Origin of the sequence: Pseudomonas sp. EZ-C24, assembly GCF_014525325.1 — a bacterium.
GTDB classification, from domain to species: domain Bacteria; phylum Pseudomonadota; class Gammaproteobacteria; order Pseudomonadales; family Pseudomonadaceae; genus Aquipseudomonas; species Aquipseudomonas shirazensis.
In genome coordinates, this window is sequence record NZ_JACDIU010000014.1 from 803458 (window position 1) to 821243 (window position 17786).

Consider the following 17786-nt stretch of genomic DNA (forward strand, 5'->3'; position numbering starts at 1 on the left):
ATCTCCACCCTTCCGAGGGTGCTGCCTATTGCCGTGCGCAATGGGCAAGGCGATGCCTGTCCGTGGGTTCATTCCCCGCATTGTTCGATAGGAGATCGCCCACCCATGCTGCCCCGTTTCGTGACCCTGCTGGCAGGCCTGAGCCTGTCTGGCCTGGCCCAGGCCGCCGCCACCCACTATCCGCTGACCATCGACAACTGCGGCGCGGTGCAGACCTTTGCCCAGGCGCCGCAGCGCGCAGTGACCATCGGCCAGGCCGGTACCGAAATGCTCTATGCACTGGGCCTGGGCGACAAGCTGGTGGGCACCTCGCTGTGGTTCAACAACGTGCTGCCCGAGTTCAAGGCGCAGAACGACCAGGTCGAGCGCCTCGCTGACAACGACCCAAGCTTTGAAGCAGTGGTCGGCAAGCGCCCGCAACTGGTAGCTGCGCAGTTCGAATGGATGATCGGCGCACAGGGTGTGGTCGGCACCCGTGAGCAGTTCAACGAGCTGAACGTGCCGACCTATGTGCTGCCGTCCGATTGCGAAGGCAAGGACAACCTGGTCGGTGCCGACGGCACCCGGCTGCAGCCGTTCCAGATCGCCAGCATCTACAAAAGCGTCAGCCAACTGGCCGAGATCTTCGACGTGCAGGCGCGTGGCGAAGCGCTCAACAATGAGCTCAAGCAGAGCCTGGACACTGCCCGCAAACAACTGGCCGGCCACGACCTGTCGCAGACCTCCGCCCTGTTCTGGTTCTCCAGTGCCGACCTCGACATCGACCCCTATGTCGCCGGTCGCCAGGGCGTGGCCGACTTCATGCTGCAGACCCTGGGCGTGCGCAACGTGGTCGAGTCCAGCGAAGAGTGGCCAACGGTTGGCTGGGAAACCCTGGCCAAGGCCAACCCGACCTGGCTGATCATCGCCCGCATGGACCGCCGCCGCTTCCCTGCCGATGACTACCAGAAGAAGCTCGAATTCCTCCGTAGTGACCCCGTCACCAAACACATGGACGCCGTTCACGAGGGCCGCATCATCGTCCTCGATGCCGACGCGATGCAGGCCGGTATTCGCTTGTTCCGTGGCCTGGAGACGCTGTCCAACGCGTTTGCTTCGGGGAAAGCCGAGCAACCATGATGCGTCTGCTGCCCTACTGCGCCGCTGCCCTGCTCGCCTTGCTGGGGGCGATGCTTGCCGGTATCGCCATTGGTGAAACGCCAGTGGCGCCCAGCGTGGTCTTGCAGGTCCTGGCCAACCACCTGTGGGACGCCGGTTACCCAGTCGACCCGATCGACGCGGGCATCGTCTGGAACTATCGCCTGACCCGCACTCTGGTGGCTGCCGCATGCGGCGCCGGGCTGGCGACCTGCGGGGTGATCCTGCAGGCGCTGCTGCGCAATCCGCTGGCCGAGCCGTATCTGCTTGGGTTGTCGGCGGGTGCTTCGACGGGTGCGGTCGCGGTAGCCCTGCTCGGGCTTGGTGGCGCTGCGCTGTCGATGTCGGGCGGCGCGTTCATTGGTGCACTGGCAGCGTTCGGCCTGGTCCTGTTGCTGTCGCGGGCCAGCGGTGCTGGCGGCGGCAATGCCCAGGTGATTCTGGCTGGGATCGCTGGCTCGCAGTTGTTCAGCGCGCTTACGGCATTCTTGATCACCAAGTCGGCGACTGCCGAACAGGCGCGCGGGATTCTGTTCTGGCTGCTGGGTAACCTCAGCGGCGTGCGTTGGCCGTCGGTGTGGCTGGCGGTGCCGGTGGCGCTGCTGGGTTTGGCGGTATGCCTGTGGCATCGGCGCACCCTCGACGCCTTTACCTTCGGCGCCGACTCGGCGGCCTCGCTGGGTATTCCGGTGCGCCGCAGCCAACTGCTGCTGATCAGCTGCGCGGCGCTGGTTACGGCAGTGATGGTATCGATTGTCGGCGCCATCGGTTTTGTCGGCCTGGTCATTCCACACGCACTGCGCCTGCTGCTCGGCACCGGGCACAGCCGCCTGCTGCCGGCCAGTGCCCTGGGAGGTGCGCTGTTCCTGATCAGCGCCGATATCCTCTCGCGGACCTTGATTCCTGGGCAGGTGATTCCGGTCGGCGTGGTCACTGCGCTGATTGGCGCGCCGCTGTTCGCCTTGATTCTGGTAAGCCGCCGGGGGCGCGCATGACCAACCTCAACAGCGTGAATCTCGCGCCGCTCAGTTGCCGAGGCCTTGGCCTGCGTCTGGGTGGCAACGATGTGCTCGAAGCGGTCGAGCTTGAGGTGATCGCCGGGGAAACCCTCGGCGTGGTTGGCCCAAATGGCTCCGGCAAATCGACCCTGCTCAAACTGCTTGCCGGCCTGCTCAAACCGAGCAGTGGTGAAGTGCAACTGCTCGGCCAGCCACTGGCGCGCATGCCCCGGCGGCAGATCGCCCAGGCTTTGGCTCTGGTCGAGCAGCAAGCCGACACCAGCGATGCCATCAGCGTGTATGACGCCGTGGCCCTGGGCCGCACACCATGGCTGTCGGCGCTGGCGCCGTACTCCCCCGAGGATCGGCGCATCGTCGAGCAGGCCCTTACCGATCTTGACGCCCTGCACTTGCGCCAGCGCCTCTGGCACAGCCTGTCCGGCGGCGAGCGGCAGCGCGTGCACATCGCCCGCGCCCTGGCCCAGCGGCCAGGCGTATTGCTGCTCGATGAGCCAACCAACCACCTCGATATCCAGCACCAACTGAGCCTGCTGCAACAGGTCCAGGCACTGCCGGTGACGACCTTGGTGGCTTTACATGATTTGAACCAGGCGCTGACCTGCGACCGCCTCGCGGTGCTCGATCAAGGCCGCTTGGTAGCCCTCGGCAAGCCGCATGACGTGCTGACCCCAGAGCGCCTGCTGCGCACCTTCGGCGTGCACGCTCACTACCTCACCGATCCTTATGACGGCGCCCGCATACTGCGTTTCCGCGCCCCTTGAACACGGATGTTCCCACTATGTTTTCGCGCCCTCTCGCCTTGCTGCTGTGCAGCGCCCTGCTCGCCCCGCCGGCTCACGCCGAAATCCATGAAGTAAAGATGCTCAACCGCGGCAGCGACGGCGCCATGGTCTATGAACCGGACCACCTGCACATCGCTCCCGGCGACAGCGTGCGCTTTGTGCCGAGCATGAGCGGGCACAATGCCGCGACCCTGGCCGAGCTGCTGCCAGCCGGCGCCGAAGCCTTCAAGAGCAAGCTCAATCAGCCCCACGAGCAGCAGTTCAGCGTACCGGGGTTGTATGCAATTCAGTGCATTCCGCACTTGGCGATGGGCATGGTCATGTTGATCCAGGTTGGCGAACCGGCGGTCGATATGCCGGCCCTGCCGGCGACCTTGCCAGCCCGGGCCAAGGCCCGTCTGCAAGTACAGCTGGAGAAACTGGGAACAGGTCAGTGAGCCATTTCAAGCGCGCTGCTGCTCTGCTCCCGCTGATCACTGTCTCCCCTCTGGCAGCCGCCGAGTCTGCCCAGGCAAAGGCCAACGGGCTGATTGAAGACAGCAGCTGGAGCCTGCTCAACCGCAGCGTATTCGACCAGCGCGATTATCGTCACGGCGCCAGCAACAGCGGCGCGCGCAACGCCTACAAACCGCGTAGCGAGCGTAGCGGCAAAGCCGAAGAATGGGGCTATGGCCTGATGGGCACCTTGCAGTCAGGTTTCACCCAGGGCCTGATCGGGGTTGGCGTCGATGCCCACGCTTACCTCGGCGTGCAACTCGACAGCGGCGGCGGCCGCGCAGGCAAGGCGCGCTTGCTCAGCGTGGACAATCAAGGCCACCCGAAAACCGAGTACAGCCGCGCTGGCGCCGCACTTAAACTGCGAATGGCCGACACGGTGCTGAGCTACGGTGAACAACGGGTAAAAACGCCGGTATTCAACGCCTCCGACAGCCGCCTGCTGCCAGAGACTGCAACCGGCTGGTTGTTGACCAGCAACGAAGTTGACATCTTGAAACTGGTTGCCGGGCACTTCACCGAGAGCGCCGACCGTAACGCCAGCAGCCACAACCAAGGCCTGGTGGTGAACTACTCGAATGCCCTCAAGGGCGACAGCTTCGACCTCGCCGGCATGGTCTGGAACCCGAGCGACTCCGTCAGCGCCAGCCTGTACACCTCGCGCTATGAAGACACCTGGAACCAGCACTACTTGGGCAGCACCCTCAGCCACGCGCTGAGCGACCAACGCAGCGTCAGCCTCGACCTCAACCTGTACCGCACCCGCGACACCGGCAAGGCCTTGTCCGGGCAGATCGACAACACCACCTGGAGCCTGGTCTCGCGCTACAACCACGGGCCACACGGTTTCAGTCTCGGCTGGCAGCAAGTGCACGGCGACACCCCGTTCGACTACGTCAGCCGCGGCGCCATTTTCATCAGCAACGCGGTGCAGCTGTCCGACTTCAACGCCCCCAATGAGAAGTCCTGGCAGGCGCGCTACGACCTGAACATGGGCGCCTACGGCGTGCCTGGGTTGAACCTGACGGCGCTGTATGTACGCGGTTTCGACATCGACGGCAGTCGTGTCGATCCACGCGGCGGTTATGCCTATCTCGGTTATGGCCGCGGCGGCAAACATTGGGAACGCGACCTGGAAGCGCGCTATGTAGTACAGAGCGGCAAGGCCAAAGGCACGGTGTTCTCTCTGCGGCATGACGTGCATCGTGGGAACACGGCGCAAGCTGAGCTGGATGCGGATCAGATTCGGGTAGCGGTGGAGTATCCGCTTACGGGTGGGTTTTGAGGCAGGCAGAGCGAAGCTGATCAGAACGAGAAACTCTGACTGCGTCTGCGCTTATCTACCTCAGTCGGTTCGCCAAACGGTCCCGGCAACCTGCCGGCGGCGACGCCTTAGCTCAACCCCCACAGTGCCTTCTCACCCACTACACCAGCAGCAACTGCATATGCGTCGTTTGCCATACAGGGTCCTGTTCAATATCGGTGACGACAAACCCTTGCCGCTCCCAGAAGCGAATCGCTCCTGGCAGAAACGGATGCGTATGCAGATACAAACATTCGATTCCAGCAGCCTTGGCCCGCAACCGTAGCTCTGCAAACAGCGCTGCGGCCAGACCACAGCGGCGGTACTCGGGCAAAACGAACAGCCGCACCACTTCCACCACAGTGAAGTCGTGATAATTCAGCTGGCTGAAGCGGTGGTCGTAAGGCAGGTAGCCGATGGCTGCGACCAGCCGGCCGTTGTCGCGCGCGGTCAAGAAACAGCCGCCACCTTGCAGGTAGGTATCGCTGAACCGGGCAAGGTCAGCCGGCAGCGGTGCGTCAGCCAGCAGCGGAAACAGCTCCCGCCGCGAGTCGTTGACGAACGCGACCACCTCGTCGATGGCATCGGCGGCTACCGAAGTGATGATCCAGTCTGTCATTGCGCTCAGGCCTTGAAGCGAGGTGAAAGCCAACTTCTACCCGATCGCCAGCCCGTGCGCAATTGCACGGGCGCGCTCAAGCTGACTGGCGAAACGGCAGGCGCTGCGGATCAGTCCGCAACGTCGCGGCAAAACTGTTCTTGAGGGGGTATTCAGCTGCAGCTGGGCAGCCGCTGTCAAAAACGATGTGTTTACCTTCCGGACATCTGTGCAGGCCGTTTCCCACGCAGCGCAACTGCCACGCAGGCCCTGGAAAAACGGTAAACTTGCCACCCCACTGTGCCCAAGGGCTGCTCGATGAATCGCTTGCTCAACCTGCTGCTGCCCGTGCTCTTGCTCGGTGCCCTCGCTGCCTGCGACCAGCAGCCCAGCCGCGAACAACAGATCCTCGCCAAGCTGCCCTTGCAAGCCGCCTACGAGCACAACATCGGCAGGATGGCCTCACTGCTGGCCATGACCCACCCGCAGGTCCCCGAAGAGCAGATCAAGCAGGTACTGCGCAAGCACCTCACCGTCGAGGACCAGCGCAACGACCTGTTCAAGCTGTACAGCACAGCCAACTTCAGCGATGCCGAATTCGAGACCATCGTCGAGGCAACGCAGAATCCCGAGAAAGCCAAGGCACTCGGCGACACCGAGCAGGGCAAACGCCTCAGCGAGAAGCTCACCGGTCTGATGCGCGCCAGCGCCCAGGACAAAGCGGTACAGGCCCTCGCCGCGCAACGTATGCAGCAGGTCGAGGACGATCTGCAAGCGCTGCCTTGAACAGCCCGGTTTAGCTGTAGCTGTAATCACGCGAAACGCATAAGGTATTTCGCAGTAACCCGTCAGTGAGGTCAGGATTGCCACACGCCAAGAAAGGACTGCGCCTGGATCTGCGCACACTCATCCTCGTACTCTCGGCGCTGACTGCAGTGACCATGCTGCTGACCAGCTATTTCGCCAGTTACCGGGTACAACGCCAACTGCTGATCGACCATTCACTGGAAGCCAACCGGGTCTACGCGGCAAAACTTGCAGCAATCACCGATACGTTTCTGGGCAACGCGCTGCAGCAACTGGGCTTCAGTGCCGGGGTGCAGGCGCACAACCTGAACGATGCGCCCTCGCTGCTGGCCGAGACCGAGCGGGTGCTGCAGCAGAGCATCGCCTTCAACTCGACCTTTCTGGTCGACGCCCAGGGGTTTCTGCGCGCCGTTTCGCCCGCGCCACTGCGCCACCTGATCGGCACCCATGTGCAGACGCCAGGCTCGCAAGAGGCCCTGCGCGAACGCCGCCCGCTGGTATCAACACCCTTTCTGTCGGCAGCCAATAACCTGGTGGTGGTGCTGTCACAGCCGATCTTCGATGGGCAAGGCAAATACCTGGGCTATGTCGGCGGCAGCGTGTACCTGCGTGAACGCAACTTCCTCAACAGCATGCTCGGCGAGCACTACTACAAGGATGGCTCGTACCTGTACGTGGTCGACCGTAACCGGCGTCTGCTCTATCACCCAGACCCGGAGCGGGTCGGGACAGTGGTCGAGGGTAATTCCCTGATCGATCAGCTCCCCGCCCTGTCTGAGGGCACTCGGCAGATCCACAACAGTGCCGGCGTGGAGATGCTCGCCGGTTTTGCCACAGTGCCAAGCACGGGCTGGGGCGTTATCGCGCAGCAGCCGCTGAGCCAGACAGTAGCGCCAATGCGTCAGCTGATTCTGAATGTGGTGCTACTGTCGGCGCCGTTGGCATTGCTTGGTTTTCTCGCCCTGTGGTGGTTTGCCCTGGCCATCACCCGGCCGCTGTGGCAACTGGCGGCGGGCGCGCTGGCGCTGGACCGCCCTGGCACGGCCGAACATCTGCACAAGGTGCGTGCTTGGTACTTCGAAGCGGCCGAGTTGAAGCGCGCTTTGCTGTTTGGCCTCAATCTGCTGCAGGAGCGCATCGGCCGGCTCAACCGGGACGCGCAAACCGACCCCTTGACCGGGCTCGGTAACCGCCGCAGCCTCGAATACAACCTGTCGCTGCTCAAGGCCGAGGAGCGTAACTTCGCCGCTGTCGTGCTCGACATCGATCACTTCAAACGGATCAACGACACTTACGGCCATGCAGTGGGTGATCAGGCCCTGCGCCAGTTGGCCGAGCTGATGCGCAGCTGTTGCCGTGAAGTCGACGTGCTCTGCCGCACCGGTGGCGAGGAGTTCATCATGATCCTGCCTGGCGCCAGCCTGGAGATCGCCATCGTGGTTGCCCAGCGGTTGCGCATTTGCGTGCAGGACACACCGCTCGCTGCGGTCGGTGCGATCACCGTGTCGCTGGGCGTAGCCCATTGGCAGGCCAACTCTGGCAGCCTGCCGGCCGAGGTGCTCAGCGAGGCCGACGCTGCGTTGTATGTGGCCAAGCAGAACGGGCGCAATCAGGTCCAAGTCGCGCGCAGTGGCGAGGCGGCGCACAGCTGAACTGAGCGTTTGCCGCGGCGCTGATGTCCAAGCTGCAGCCCCATCGACCCGGAGATGACCATGCCCCGTCTGGGCTTTGCCTGTATGTACCGCCACCCGCATCGCAGCCTGGCGATCAAGGAACTGGAGGCCATCGAAAAGGCCTTCAATCCGCGCACCACGACCTTGCGCTGGCTCAACAGCGCCAGCGTCGAAGCCGCTGCGGCAAAGCTGCTGGAGCTGGTCGAACACAATCTCGATGCCCAGTTGCGCCTGCTGGCGTACGTGGCGGAGCTGCCGCCAACCCTGCGCATGGTGCGCTTGAGCAGCGACCTGCTGCCGCTCTACAGCCACCCGCAAGTGGCGGAGTTCTACCGTAACCCGAACGTTCAGGCTGACCTGCAGACACGCCTCGGCGCGATTGGCGCGTTTGCCCGCAGCGCGGATATTCGCCTGTCGTTTCATCCCGGCCAGTACTGCGTACTCGGCTCGGACCGCCCCGACGTAGTCGAAAACAGCCTGGCCGAGTTCGAGTACCACGCCGACATGATCCGCATGATGGGCTACGGCCAGCGCTTTCAGGACTTCAAGTGCAACGTGCACATTGCCGGGCGTCTGGGTGCCGCTGGCGTGCGTGCCGTCTGGCCGCGCCTGTCGCAGGAAGCGCGCAATGTCATCACCTTCGAGAACGATGAAAAGACCTACGGCGTCGACGATTGCCTGGGCCTGGCCGACCTTGCGCCGGTGGTGCTGGATATCCATCACTGCTGGATTCACGAGAACGACTACATCGCCCATGACGACCCACGGCTTGCGCCGATCATCGCCAGCTGGCGCGGCGTGCGCCCGGTGATGCACTACTCGCAGCCGCCCGAGCGCCTGCAGGAACTGGGCTTTACCGCGCAGCAGAAGCTGGAGATTCCAGCCTTGCTGGAGCAGGTCAACAAGCGTGATCTGTACCAGCACAGCGAGCGCATGTGGAACGACTGGACCAACTGTTACGCGCTGGGCTTCACGGGCGACTTCGACATCATGTTCGAGGCCAAGCACAAGAACCTCGCCACCCTCGACTTCTATCAGCGCTACGTTGATGGCGCTGCCGCCGCCATTTGATAGGAACACCGTCCGTCAGTCCCGGGGCACCCTCATCGACGAGGCAAGGCCCAATGCATGTACTCACATGAACGGGAGATACACCATGAAGCGGATGCATGCACTTTGTCTCGCAGTCTGCCTGGGCGCCACCGCGCCACTGGCCATGGCCGCGACCAACATGAATGACAACGACGCGCCAAGCACCCAGACCGGCGGCGCTACCGGCGTTGGCCCGGGCACCATGAACAGCGACGGCACGGGCACCGGCACCATGCAGCGTGACGGCACTGGCAGTGGCACCATGAACGGCAGCGGTACCGGGGGCAGCGGCATGGGCGGCAGCACCACTGACAGCGATGACAACCAAGGCGGCACCGGCGGCAGTGGCATGGGCGGCTCAGGCAGCGGCACTGGCTCGGGCAGTTCCGGTAGCGGCGGCGCAGGCGGCGGTGGCGGCGGTGGCGGCGGCTAATCCACTGGCCGTTGCACGTTAAACGCCGGCATGTTCGAGTTGCGATTCGAGCGTGCCGGCTTCGCTCAGGATGCGGGTTTCAAGCACCGGGCAAAATGTAACAACCCTTGTCTTAATACTGTCATGTTTACTTCATAGGATTGTCTCTGAACTGCCATCTATGGCCCCACGGCTTATTTCAGGGATGAACCGCAGCATGCGTCGAGTCGTATTCAATCAAAAAGGTGGCGTGGGCAAATCGAGCATCGCCTGCAATCTCGCCGCCGCCAGTGCTGCAGAGGGTTACCGCACGCTGCTGGTCGATCTTGATCCCCAGGCCAATGCCACCTACTACCTGACCGGTTTGAGCAACGATCAGATCCCCCCCGGCATTGCCGACTTCTTCAGGCAGACCCTCAGTACCAGCCCTGAAGGCAAGAAGAATCGTGTGGCCATCAGCGAGACACGCTACGCCAACCTGCATCTGGTCACTGCCAGCCCAGAGCTGGCCGATTTGCAGACCCGTCTGGAAAGCAAATTCAAGATCAACAAGCTGCGCAAGCTGCTGGTCGCGCTGTCGGAAGATTACGAGCGGATCTATATCGACACCCCGCCTGCGCTGAACTTCTATACCTTCAGCGCCCTGCTTGCCGCCGAGCGCCTGCTGATTCCGTTCGACTGCGACAGCTTCTCGCGCCAGGCACTGCTCAACGTCATGGCCGAAGTTGCAGAGCTGCGCCACGACCACAATGCAGAACTTACCGTCGAGGGCGTGGTGGTCAATCAGTACGCCGGGCGCACCGCACTGCACCAGACCCTGGTCGAGCAACTGCGCGGTGAAGGCTTGCCGATTCTGCCGGTGTACCTGAGCGCCTCGATCAAGATGCGCGAGTCGCACCAGGCGGCCGTGCCGCTGGTCCATCTGGCACCCACGCACAAATTGGCCCGCGAGTTCGTCGACCTGCTCGATGTATTGGAACGCGCCGCCTGACACCCAGGTGCGACAATCCACCACAGGCAGTCAGCACTCAGGCGATGCTGAGCTGATGGTAGATTCACCGCCATGAAAATCCCCCGCCAGAGCCGCGCGCTGACTGCCTGGGCGCTGTATGCCAGCGTCCTCTTCAGCCTATTGATCTGCGGTTTGCACCACGGCCAGATGAGCGGCCTGCAACTGTCCGGGCTCAACGGTGGCTTCTGTTCGCTGTCCAGCGAGCACGGGCCGGCGGTCGACCTTGGCGACTCCAGCGGTGATCAGCACATGGCGCAGCTGGACTGCCCGGTGTGCTCATCGTTTGTTCAAGCGGTGGCACCGAGCAGCACCGGCTGGTGGTTCGAGCGCCAACGCGGCAGCGCGCCGTCGCCGATGGTCCAGCGCAGCTGGGCCCAACCGCCGCCACGCTATGTGCGCCCTGCCCTCAACCCACGCGCCTCCCCTGCCATCCACGCAGCGCCAGCAACCTTCGTCTGAGCCGCCCGGGCCACTTGCCCGCAGGTGTGTGCTCAGCCATGACTTTTGCGTGGAAACCACAACAACATGATCCGCCAGACTTCCCTGGTGCTCCTGGCGAGCACCTGCAGTATCGCCTGGGCCGACCACTCGGCCATCGAACTCACCGCCACCAGCATCGACGCCAGCCGCGCAGCACCCTCGGGCGTGCAACTGGACGAGCCGATCCGTACCGGCTCCAAGCTCGGCCTGACCGCGCGGCAAACGCCCGCCTCGGTCAGTGTTTCCGACCGCAGCGTGATCGAACAACGCGGGGCCAAGGACACCCAGGACGTGATCAACGCCATGACCGGTGTCAACGCCTCGGCCAACCCCGGCTACGGCGGCTTTGTCAGCTACCGCGGCTTCACCCAGAACCAGGTCACCCAGCTCTTCAACGGCATCAACCTCGGCTATAGCAGCGCTACTCGCCCGGTGGACGCCTGGGTCATTGATCGCGTCGAACTGATCGGTGGGCCGTCGTCGTTCCTGCATGGTGCCGGTGCAGTTGGCGGCTCGATCAACTACATCAGCAAGCTGGCAAGCCGCGATCAGCAGACCATCGATGGCCGCCTGCGCTATGGCAGCTTCGACGATTCGGAAATCGCCTTCGGTATCAATCAGGCGCTGGCCAGCAACCCGGCCGAGGCCCACCACTTCGTGCGCCTGGATTTCAGCCGCGGCCACAGTAACGGATACATCGACCGCAATGAGCGCGATACCGACAGCCTGGCGTTGTCCTTGCTCAGTGAGCTGACCCCCGACCTCACCCACACGCTGGCCATCGAGTACCAGCAGGACAAGGAAGTCAGCCCCTACTGGGGCGCGCCGATCCTGCCGGGGCGCAGCACCATGAAGATCGACAACAGCCGCCGCTTCGAGAACTACAACGTCGCCGACGGCCGCTATGAACAGCGCGTGCGCTGGTTGCGCTCGATGCTCGACTACCAGATCAGCGACGCCACCAGCGTGCACAACACCCTGTACCACTACGACGCCCAACGCGATTACCGCAACCTTGAGCGGTACAGCTACAACGCCGCGGGCAATGTCCAGCGCGGCAGCCCATACCTGCAGCGCCATGAGCAAACGGTACTGGGCGACCGTATCGAACTGCGCCACGCCAACAGCCTGCTTGGCCTGTCGAGCCAGTGGGCGATGGGCGTGGATTACTCGCGCATGCGCCAGGACCTCTACCCCACTGCGGGCAGCTGGAGCGACGTGGTCGACCCAGACCATTTCGACCCTGGCAGTTTCGGTGACATCCCGGGGGTCAATACCGGCCTGACACGCCAGCGCCATCACCAGATCGACAATCGCGCAGTGTTCGCTGAAAACCGCCTGCAGTTGACCGATCGCCTGGCCTTGCTCACAGGCCTGCGCTACGACTACCTGGAAATGCAGGTGGACAACTACGGCACGGTTTCGCCCACCAGCCCAGCCTACTTTGAACGCCGTTGGGAACCGCTCAGCGGGCGGGTCGGCTTGACCTATGAACTGACACCTAGCGCCAACGTGTACCTGCAGTACAGCACCGCTGCCGACCTGCCGGCCGGGTCGTTGGCCGCCGCCACCTATTCCAACGTCGGCCTGTTCGATCTGTCCAAGGGCGAGCAGTGGGAAGCCGGCAGCAAGTTCGACTTTCTCGAAGGTCGCGGCGCGGCAACCGTTGCGCTGTATCAGATCGTGCGCAAGGACTTTGCCGTGCGCGATTCGAGCAACCCCAACCTGACGGTGCAAGCCGGTCAGCAGACCTCACGCGGGATCGAACTGGCTGGGCGTTTTCAAGTCACGCCAACGCTGCTGGCCGAAGCCAACTATGCCTATGTCGATGCGCAGTACGATGAGTTCAACGAGGCCGCCAATGGCGTCTCGGTATCGCGTAAAGGCAACGCGCCGGTCAACGTGCCGGCCAATGTCGGCAACCTGTGGCTGACCTACAGCTTCGATACGGTTTGGTCGATGGGCGTTGACGGACGTTATGTCGGCTCGGTCTACGCCGACAACGCCAACACGTTGAAGGCGCCGGCCTATACCCTGTTCGGTGCATTCGCGCGCTATCAGGTCGACCGCAACACCGCACTGACCGCACGGGTGCGCAACCTCACCGACGAGGTCTACGCCAAGCAGGCATACGGCCTGCAGTACTACATGGGCGCGCCGCGTACGCTCGAGTTGGCCATGGACGTGCGTTTCTGATGGCGCCTCAACGTCGTGCCGAGACCAGCAACATCATTGGCCGTTCAAGCTCTTCAGCCAGCGCCGGCCAGGCCTCGATCTGCTCTGGGCTCGGTGCAAACTCCTCAATCCGGGCAACCTGGAAACCCGCCTCGATCAAGCTGTTGAGCGTGCTGGCCAGGGTGCGGTGATACTTCAACACATCTTTGGCAAACCAGTCACTGCGCCGCTCGCCTTCAACTGCGTAGCGGCTCACCGGCCAACTCAGGCTGCCGTTCTCGGCGTGCTGCCAGTGCGCGCCGGCAGCGGCCATGTAGATCGGGTGTTCACAACTGAACACCAACTGGCCGCCCGGTACCAGTGCCTGGTACAGCGTTGCGATCAGGCGCGGCAAGTCTTCGATGTAGTGGAAGGTGAGCGCACTGTAGGCCAGATCGAACGTTGCTGCTGGCAGCGTGAGGCTCTCCAGATCAGCGATGCGGTACTCGATCGCCGGATCATGGGTATCGTGCCGGGCACGCGCGAGCATGTTCTGCGACAGGTCCAGCCCTAGCACCGAGGCCGCGCCTTGCTCGCGCATCCAGCGCGACGCCCAACCAAAGCCGCAACCCAGATCGACCACCCGTTTGCCGGCGAGTACAGGCAACATGGCGCGCAAGCTGGGCCACTCGGGAGCGCCAGCGAGCCCCTGAGTCTGACGTGGCAACTGGCTGTAACCGGCGAAAAATGCAGGGGTGTCGTAGATATTCTGGGCCATGACAGGGTCAGTGAGTGGCACAAGCACGAACTCTAACCTGAGATCGCAGAGCACGGCCACTAGCTGCTCAGTTGGTCGAGCAGCTCAGGACGCTTGCGCCACCGCACCAATGAAGTTCGCCAGCTCAGCGGTTTGCGGCGCGGCGAACACCTCCTGCGGATTGCCCACTTCATGCACCTTGCCCTGGTGCATGAACACCAGCTTGTCGCCCACTTCCCGGGCAAAGCGCATCTCGTGAGTGACCATGATCAGGGTCATGCCCTCCTTGGCCAGCTGGCGTACCACCCCCAGCACCTCGGTCACCAGTTCCGGGTCCAATGCCGAAGTGATCTCGTCACACAGCAGCACTTTCGGCGACATCGCCAGCGCACGGGCGATGGCCACCCGCTGTTGCTGGCCGCCGGAGAGTTGATCCGGGTAGGCATTGAATTTCTCGCCCAGGCCGACCCGCGCCAGCATCTGCTCAGCCAGTTGCCGCGCTTCGCCCTTGCTGGTCTTCTTCACCACCTGCGGCGCCAGCATCACGTTCTCGCCGACGCTCAGGTGCGGGAACAGGTTGAACTGCTGAAACACCATGCCCACCTTCTGGCGCAGGCTGCGCAGGTCGGCGCGGGCAGCGTCGAGGTACTCGCCGTCGACTTCGATGACGCCGTCACTGATCGACTCCAGGCCGTTGAGGGTGCGCAACAAGGTGCTCTTGCCCGAACCGCTGCGGCCAATGATCGCGACCACTTCGCCCTCTTCGATGCTCAGGTCAACGCCCTTGAGCACGTGGTTGTCGCCGTAATACTTGTGCAGCGCAGACACTCTAAGCAGGGGCATGCAGCCTCCTTTCCAGATAACGGGCGCTCAATGAGAGCGGGTAGCAGAGGATGAAGTAGCCCACGGCGACCAGGCCGTAGGTCAGGAACGGCTCGAAGGTGGCGTTGGCGAGCATGCCGCCGGTCTTGGTCAGTTCGGTGAAGCCGATGATCGACGTGACCGCCGTACCCTTGACCACCTGCACCGAGAAGCCCACCGTCGGCGCGATGGCGATGCGCATGGCCTGCGGCAGGATCACATAGCGCAGTTGTTCGAGCCGGCTCAGCGCCAGGCTGCCGGACGCTTCCCACTGGCCACGGCCGATCGACTCGACACAACCGCGCCAGATCTCGGCAAGGAACGCGCTGGTAAACAGCGTCAGGGCAATTGCTGCTGCCATCCACGCCGAAACGTCGATGCCGAACAGCGCGATGCCGAAGAACACCATGAACAGCTGCATCAGCAATGGCGTGCCCTGGAACAACTCGATATAGCCCCGGGCCAGGCCGCGCAGATAAGGGTTTTCCGAGATCCGTGCGAGCAGCAACAGCAAGCCGGCAACGCCGCCGCAGACAAACGCCACCAGCGACAGCAACAAGGTCCATTGCAAGCCGGTCAGCAGGTTGCGGACGATATCCCACAAGGTGAAGTCCATCAGCGTCTCCCCATCAGCCAGCGCTGGCCGAGCCAGGCCAGCAACTGCCGCACGCCGATAGCCATGAGCAGGTACAGCACGGTGGTCAGCAGATAAGTCTCGAACGCGCGGAAATTACGCGATTGAATGAAGTTGGCCGCGAACGACAACTCCTCGGTGGCGATCTGCGAACACACCGCCGAACCGAGCATGACGATCACGATCTGGCTGCTCAGCGCCGGCCAGACCTTGGCCAGTGCCGGCTGCAGAATCACATGTCGAAACGCCTCGAAGCGGCTCATGGCCAACGCTGCAGCCGCTTCCAGCTGGCCCTTGGGGATGGCCATGATGCCGGCGCGGATGATCTCGGTGGAGTACGCGCCGAGGTTGATTACCATCGCCAGCACTGCCGCTTCCCATTCACTCAGGCGCACGCCAAGCGCCGGCAAGCCAAAGAAGATGAAAAACAGCTGGACCAGGAACGGCGTGTTGCGGATCAGCTCCACATACACCCCGAACACCGCGGAAAACGGCTGCAGACGCCAGGCCCGGACCACCGCGCCGAGCACGCCGATGGCCAGCCCCAGCACGGTGCCGACCACCGTCAGTTGCAGGGTGAACAGCGCGCCCTTGAGGAGCAGGTCAGCCTGGGCCAGCACCGGGGCGAAATCAAATTGATAGGCCATCGAACAGCAACTCCAGGCGCGGCTTAAAGGTCAGCCGGAAGCGGCTGCTTCAGCCATTTTTCCGCATTGCGATTGAGGCTGCCGTCAGCCTTGGCTGCATCCAGCGTGGCGTTGACCTTGTCCAGCAGTGCCGGCTCCTGCTTGGCCAGGCCGACATACACCGGCGAGTCCTTGAGCTTGACCTTGAGTACCGGCACCTTGGCCGGGTTCTTCTCGGCGATCACCGCCATGACCACGCTGCCACTGGCGATCAGCTCGACCTGCCCAGCCAGGTAGGCGGCGATGGTCGAGTTGTTGTCTTCAAAGCGCTTGATGGTTGCGCCCTTGGGGGCCACTGCCGACAGCTCCATGTCTTCGATCGAGCCGCGGGTGACGCTGATGGTCTTGCCAGCAATGGCATCGATGCTGTCGATCTTGGTCTCGGCCGGGCCGAACACAGCCAGGTAGAACGGTGCGTAGGGTTTCGAGAAGTCGATCACCGCCGCCCGCTCCGGATTTTTGCCCAGGCTTGAGATCACCAGGTCAACCTTGCCGGTGGTGAGGAACGGGATACGGTTGGTGCTGTTGACCGGCGTCAGCGCCAGCTTGACCCCAAGCTTGTCGGCCAGCAGCTGCGCGGTGTCGATGTCCAGGCCGCGCGGTTTGAGGTCAGGGCCGACCGAACCGAATGGCGGGAAGTCTTGCGGCACAGCGACTTTCAATACACCACGGGCGGTGATGTCGGCCAGCGCATCGGCTTGGGCCTGAACTGCGCCAAGGGCACCGCCGCAGAACAGGGTAGCCAGAAACAGGGTACGGAACTTGGTCATGCACGAGCCTCGCAGGGTCAGAGTGGGCAACTGGACAGGCAGTTACACAGGACAAGTGCACGGGCCATGCCAGAAAGCTCGCGAAACCCCGCAAAAGCAGGCCAGCCCGTCTGCGCCACGGTCTTACTGGTCTGAACAGTTGCCTGCAGACTGAGGTAAGCACGCCGCGCTGCGCCCTGCATTTGTGCAAAGCCCGTTCACCCTGCGCCAGCACGGAGCAAGGCTTGCCAGCGCCGCGCATTGCCCGTAAAAGGGTCGAACCCTGCCCTCTGACCGGTCTGAACTGCATGCTCGATACCCTCCCCCGCGCCGTCCCGGAAATCGCCTTGCAGGCAATCCGCAAACTGATCGATGACGGTGGTTATCTGCCCGGTGATGCCCTGCCCTCGCAGCGCGACCTGGCCGAGCAACTGGGGGTCAGCCGGGCCTCGTTGCGCGAAGCATTATCGACCCTCAGCGCGTTGGGCCTGGTCAGCGTGCAGCCCGGCAAGGGCGTGTTCGTGCTGGCACCGGTGCCGGCCACCCCGGTGGGCTTCAGTTGGCCGTACGCCGAGCAGGTGTCTGCCGCCGACACCTTCCAACTGCGCTATGCACTGGAAGGCTTTGCCGCCGGGCAGGCGGCGCTGAACCTGACGGCCGACGATCTCGACCGGCTTGCCGCCAATGTCGAGGCCATGCGCCAGGAGTTACGTGCGGGTAACTTCGAAGCGGCAGCGCGGCTGGACTTTGCCTTCCACCAGGCGCTGCTGCAGGCCGCCGGCAACCGCGCCATGCTGCATGTGATCACCGCCAGCCAAGACATCTTTCTGGAAAGCCAGAAGCTGCCGTTCATACGCCCGGAGCGGGCCATGGAAACCTGGCAGGAGCACAGCAAGATCCTCCGCGCCCTGGCCCGACGCTCGCAACTGGGCGCGCAGCGGGCCATGCAGGAGCATATCCGCAACGCGGCTTCGCGTACCGGCGTGGTGTTCCCGGTCTAGCCCTGCGCAACCGCTTGCCTGCTGGTTGAAACAGATAGCTCAGTGTCGCCCCCGAATATGCGCGCGGCGCAACCTGCCGATCTACTGATAGCCATAACAACGATGCTGCGGCCCGACTGCGGCACTTTCAATCA

General features: G+C 63.3%; 19 protein-coding genes. 13 read left to right on the forward strand and 6 right to left on the reverse strand.

All coding sequences use genetic code 11. The features are described from left to right. Window positions 1–105 precede the first annotated feature (105 nt). Genes IDM28_RS12775 through IDM28_RS12795 form a run of 5 tightly spaced genes read left to right on the forward strand, consistent with a single transcriptional unit; the run spans window position 106 to window position 4718 of the window. Entirely contained in the window at window positions 106–1119 is a 1014-nt protein-coding gene (locus IDM28_RS12775) for an ABC transporter substrate-binding protein (RefSeq protein ID WP_188036122.1), read from the forward strand. After that, window positions 1116–2132 carry a FecCD family ABC transporter permease gene (locus IDM28_RS12780; RefSeq protein WP_188036123.1) on the forward strand — a complete coding sequence of 339 codons (1017 nt, stop codon included), beginning with the start codon at window positions 1116–1118 and terminating at the stop codon, window positions 2130–2132. Before IDM28_RS12775 ends, IDM28_RS12780 begins: the two co-directional genes overlap by 4 nt. Continuing rightward, entirely contained in the window at window positions 2129–2917 is a 789-nt protein-coding gene (locus tag IDM28_RS12785; protein WP_181089244.1) for an ABC transporter ATP-binding protein, read from the forward strand. Before IDM28_RS12780 ends, IDM28_RS12785 begins: the two co-directional genes overlap by 4 nt. 17 nt (window positions 2918–2934) lie before the next feature. Beyond that, on the forward strand, window positions 2935–3375 hold the full coding sequence (locus IDM28_RS12790; RefSeq protein WP_188036124.1) for a pseudoazurin: 441 nt from the start codon (window positions 2935–2937) through the stop codon (window positions 3373–3375). Then, complete coding sequence (locus IDM28_RS12795) at window positions 3372–4718, forward strand: OprD family porin (RefSeq protein WP_316937004.1); 1347 nt, start codon at window positions 3372–3374, stop codon at window positions 4716–4718. Before IDM28_RS12790 ends, IDM28_RS12795 begins: the two co-directional genes overlap by 4 nt. Window positions 4719–4857: 139 nt before the next feature. Here the strand turns inward: IDM28_RS12795 and IDM28_RS12800 are convergent, their stop codons facing one another. Continuing rightward, a complete protein-coding gene (locus IDM28_RS12800) occupies window positions 4858–5355 on the reverse strand; it encodes a GNAT family N-acetyltransferase (protein ID WP_150569060.1) in 498 nt (165 codons plus the stop codon). 297 nt (window positions 5356–5652) lie between these two features. Here IDM28_RS12800 and IDM28_RS12805 point away from each other — a divergent pair, with 297 nt between their 5' ends. The 7 genes from IDM28_RS12805 to IDM28_RS12835 all read left to right on the forward strand — a co-directional run bounded on the left by IDM28_RS12805 (window position 5653) and on the right by IDM28_RS12835 (window position 13006). After that, window positions 5653–6120, forward strand: a complete 468-nt coding sequence (locus tag IDM28_RS12805) for a hypothetical protein (RefSeq protein WP_101323038.1) — start codon at window positions 5653–5655, stop codon at window positions 6118–6120. Between the two features lie 77 nt (window positions 6121–6197). After that, complete coding sequence (locus IDM28_RS12810; protein ID WP_150572444.1) at window positions 6198–7793, forward strand: sensor domain-containing diguanylate cyclase; 1596 nt, start codon at window positions 6198–6200, stop codon at window positions 7791–7793. A gap of 60 nt (window positions 7794–7853) precedes the next feature. Continuing rightward, complete coding sequence (locus IDM28_RS12815) at window positions 7854–8885, forward strand: UV damage endonuclease UvsE (protein ID WP_188036376.1); 1032 nt, start codon at window positions 7854–7856, stop codon at window positions 8883–8885. 85 nt (window positions 8886–8970) lie between these two features. After that, entirely contained in the window at window positions 8971–9339 is a 369-nt protein-coding gene (locus tag IDM28_RS12820) for a hypothetical protein (RefSeq protein ID WP_188036125.1), read from the forward strand. A 196-nt stretch (window positions 9340–9535) separates the two neighbouring features. Then, complete coding sequence (locus IDM28_RS12825; protein WP_101323039.1) at window positions 9536–10309, forward strand: ParA family protein; 774 nt, start codon at window positions 9536–9538, stop codon at window positions 10307–10309. 72 nt (window positions 10310–10381) lie between these two features. Then, a complete protein-coding gene (locus IDM28_RS12830; RefSeq protein ID WP_101320004.1) occupies window positions 10382–10789 on the forward strand; it encodes a DUF2946 family protein in 408 nt (135 codons plus the stop codon). 66 nt (window positions 10790–10855) lie between these two features. Continuing rightward, a complete protein-coding gene (locus IDM28_RS12835) occupies window positions 10856–13006 on the forward strand; it encodes a TonB-dependent receptor (RefSeq protein WP_101320006.1) in 2151 nt (716 codons plus the stop codon). A gap of 7 nt (window positions 13007–13013) precedes the next feature. Here the strand turns inward: IDM28_RS12835 and IDM28_RS12840 are convergent, their stop codons facing one another. The 5 genes from IDM28_RS12840 to IDM28_RS12860 form a co-directional block, all read right to left on the reverse strand. Continuing rightward, the gene (locus tag IDM28_RS12840) at window positions 13014–13742 is read right to left on the reverse strand and encodes a class I SAM-dependent methyltransferase (RefSeq protein ID WP_188036126.1); all 729 of its coding nucleotides are present in this window, start codon (window positions 13740–13742) and stop codon (window positions 13014–13016) included. A gap of 84 nt (window positions 13743–13826) precedes the next feature. Next, window positions 13827–14564 carry an amino acid ABC transporter ATP-binding protein gene (locus tag IDM28_RS12845; RefSeq protein WP_181107426.1) on the reverse strand — a complete coding sequence of 246 codons (738 nt, stop codon included), beginning with the start codon at window positions 14562–14564 and terminating at the stop codon, window positions 13827–13829. After that, entirely contained in the window at window positions 14551–15201 is a 651-nt protein-coding gene (locus tag IDM28_RS12850; RefSeq protein ID WP_181107562.1) for an amino acid ABC transporter permease, read from the reverse strand. Before IDM28_RS12850 ends, IDM28_RS12845 begins: the two co-directional genes overlap by 14 nt. Continuing rightward, window positions 15198–15863 (reverse strand): amino acid ABC transporter permease, encoded by a 666-nt coding sequence (locus tag IDM28_RS12855; RefSeq protein ID WP_150569053.1) that lies wholly within the window; start codon window positions 15861–15863, stop codon window positions 15198–15200. Before IDM28_RS12855 ends, IDM28_RS12850 begins: the two co-directional genes overlap by 4 nt. Before the next feature lie 23 nt (window positions 15864–15886). After that, window positions 15887–16672 carry a transporter substrate-binding domain-containing protein gene (locus IDM28_RS12860; RefSeq protein ID WP_150569052.1) on the reverse strand — a complete coding sequence of 262 codons (786 nt, stop codon included), beginning with the start codon at window positions 16670–16672 and terminating at the stop codon, window positions 15887–15889. A 287-nt stretch (window positions 16673–16959) separates the two neighbouring features. On the opposite strand from IDM28_RS12860, the gene IDM28_RS12865 reads away from it, so the two are divergent. Then, complete coding sequence (locus IDM28_RS12865; protein WP_101323040.1) at window positions 16960–17652, forward strand: FadR/GntR family transcriptional regulator; 693 nt, start codon at window positions 16960–16962, stop codon at window positions 17650–17652. Window positions 17653–17786 lie beyond the last annotated feature (134 nt).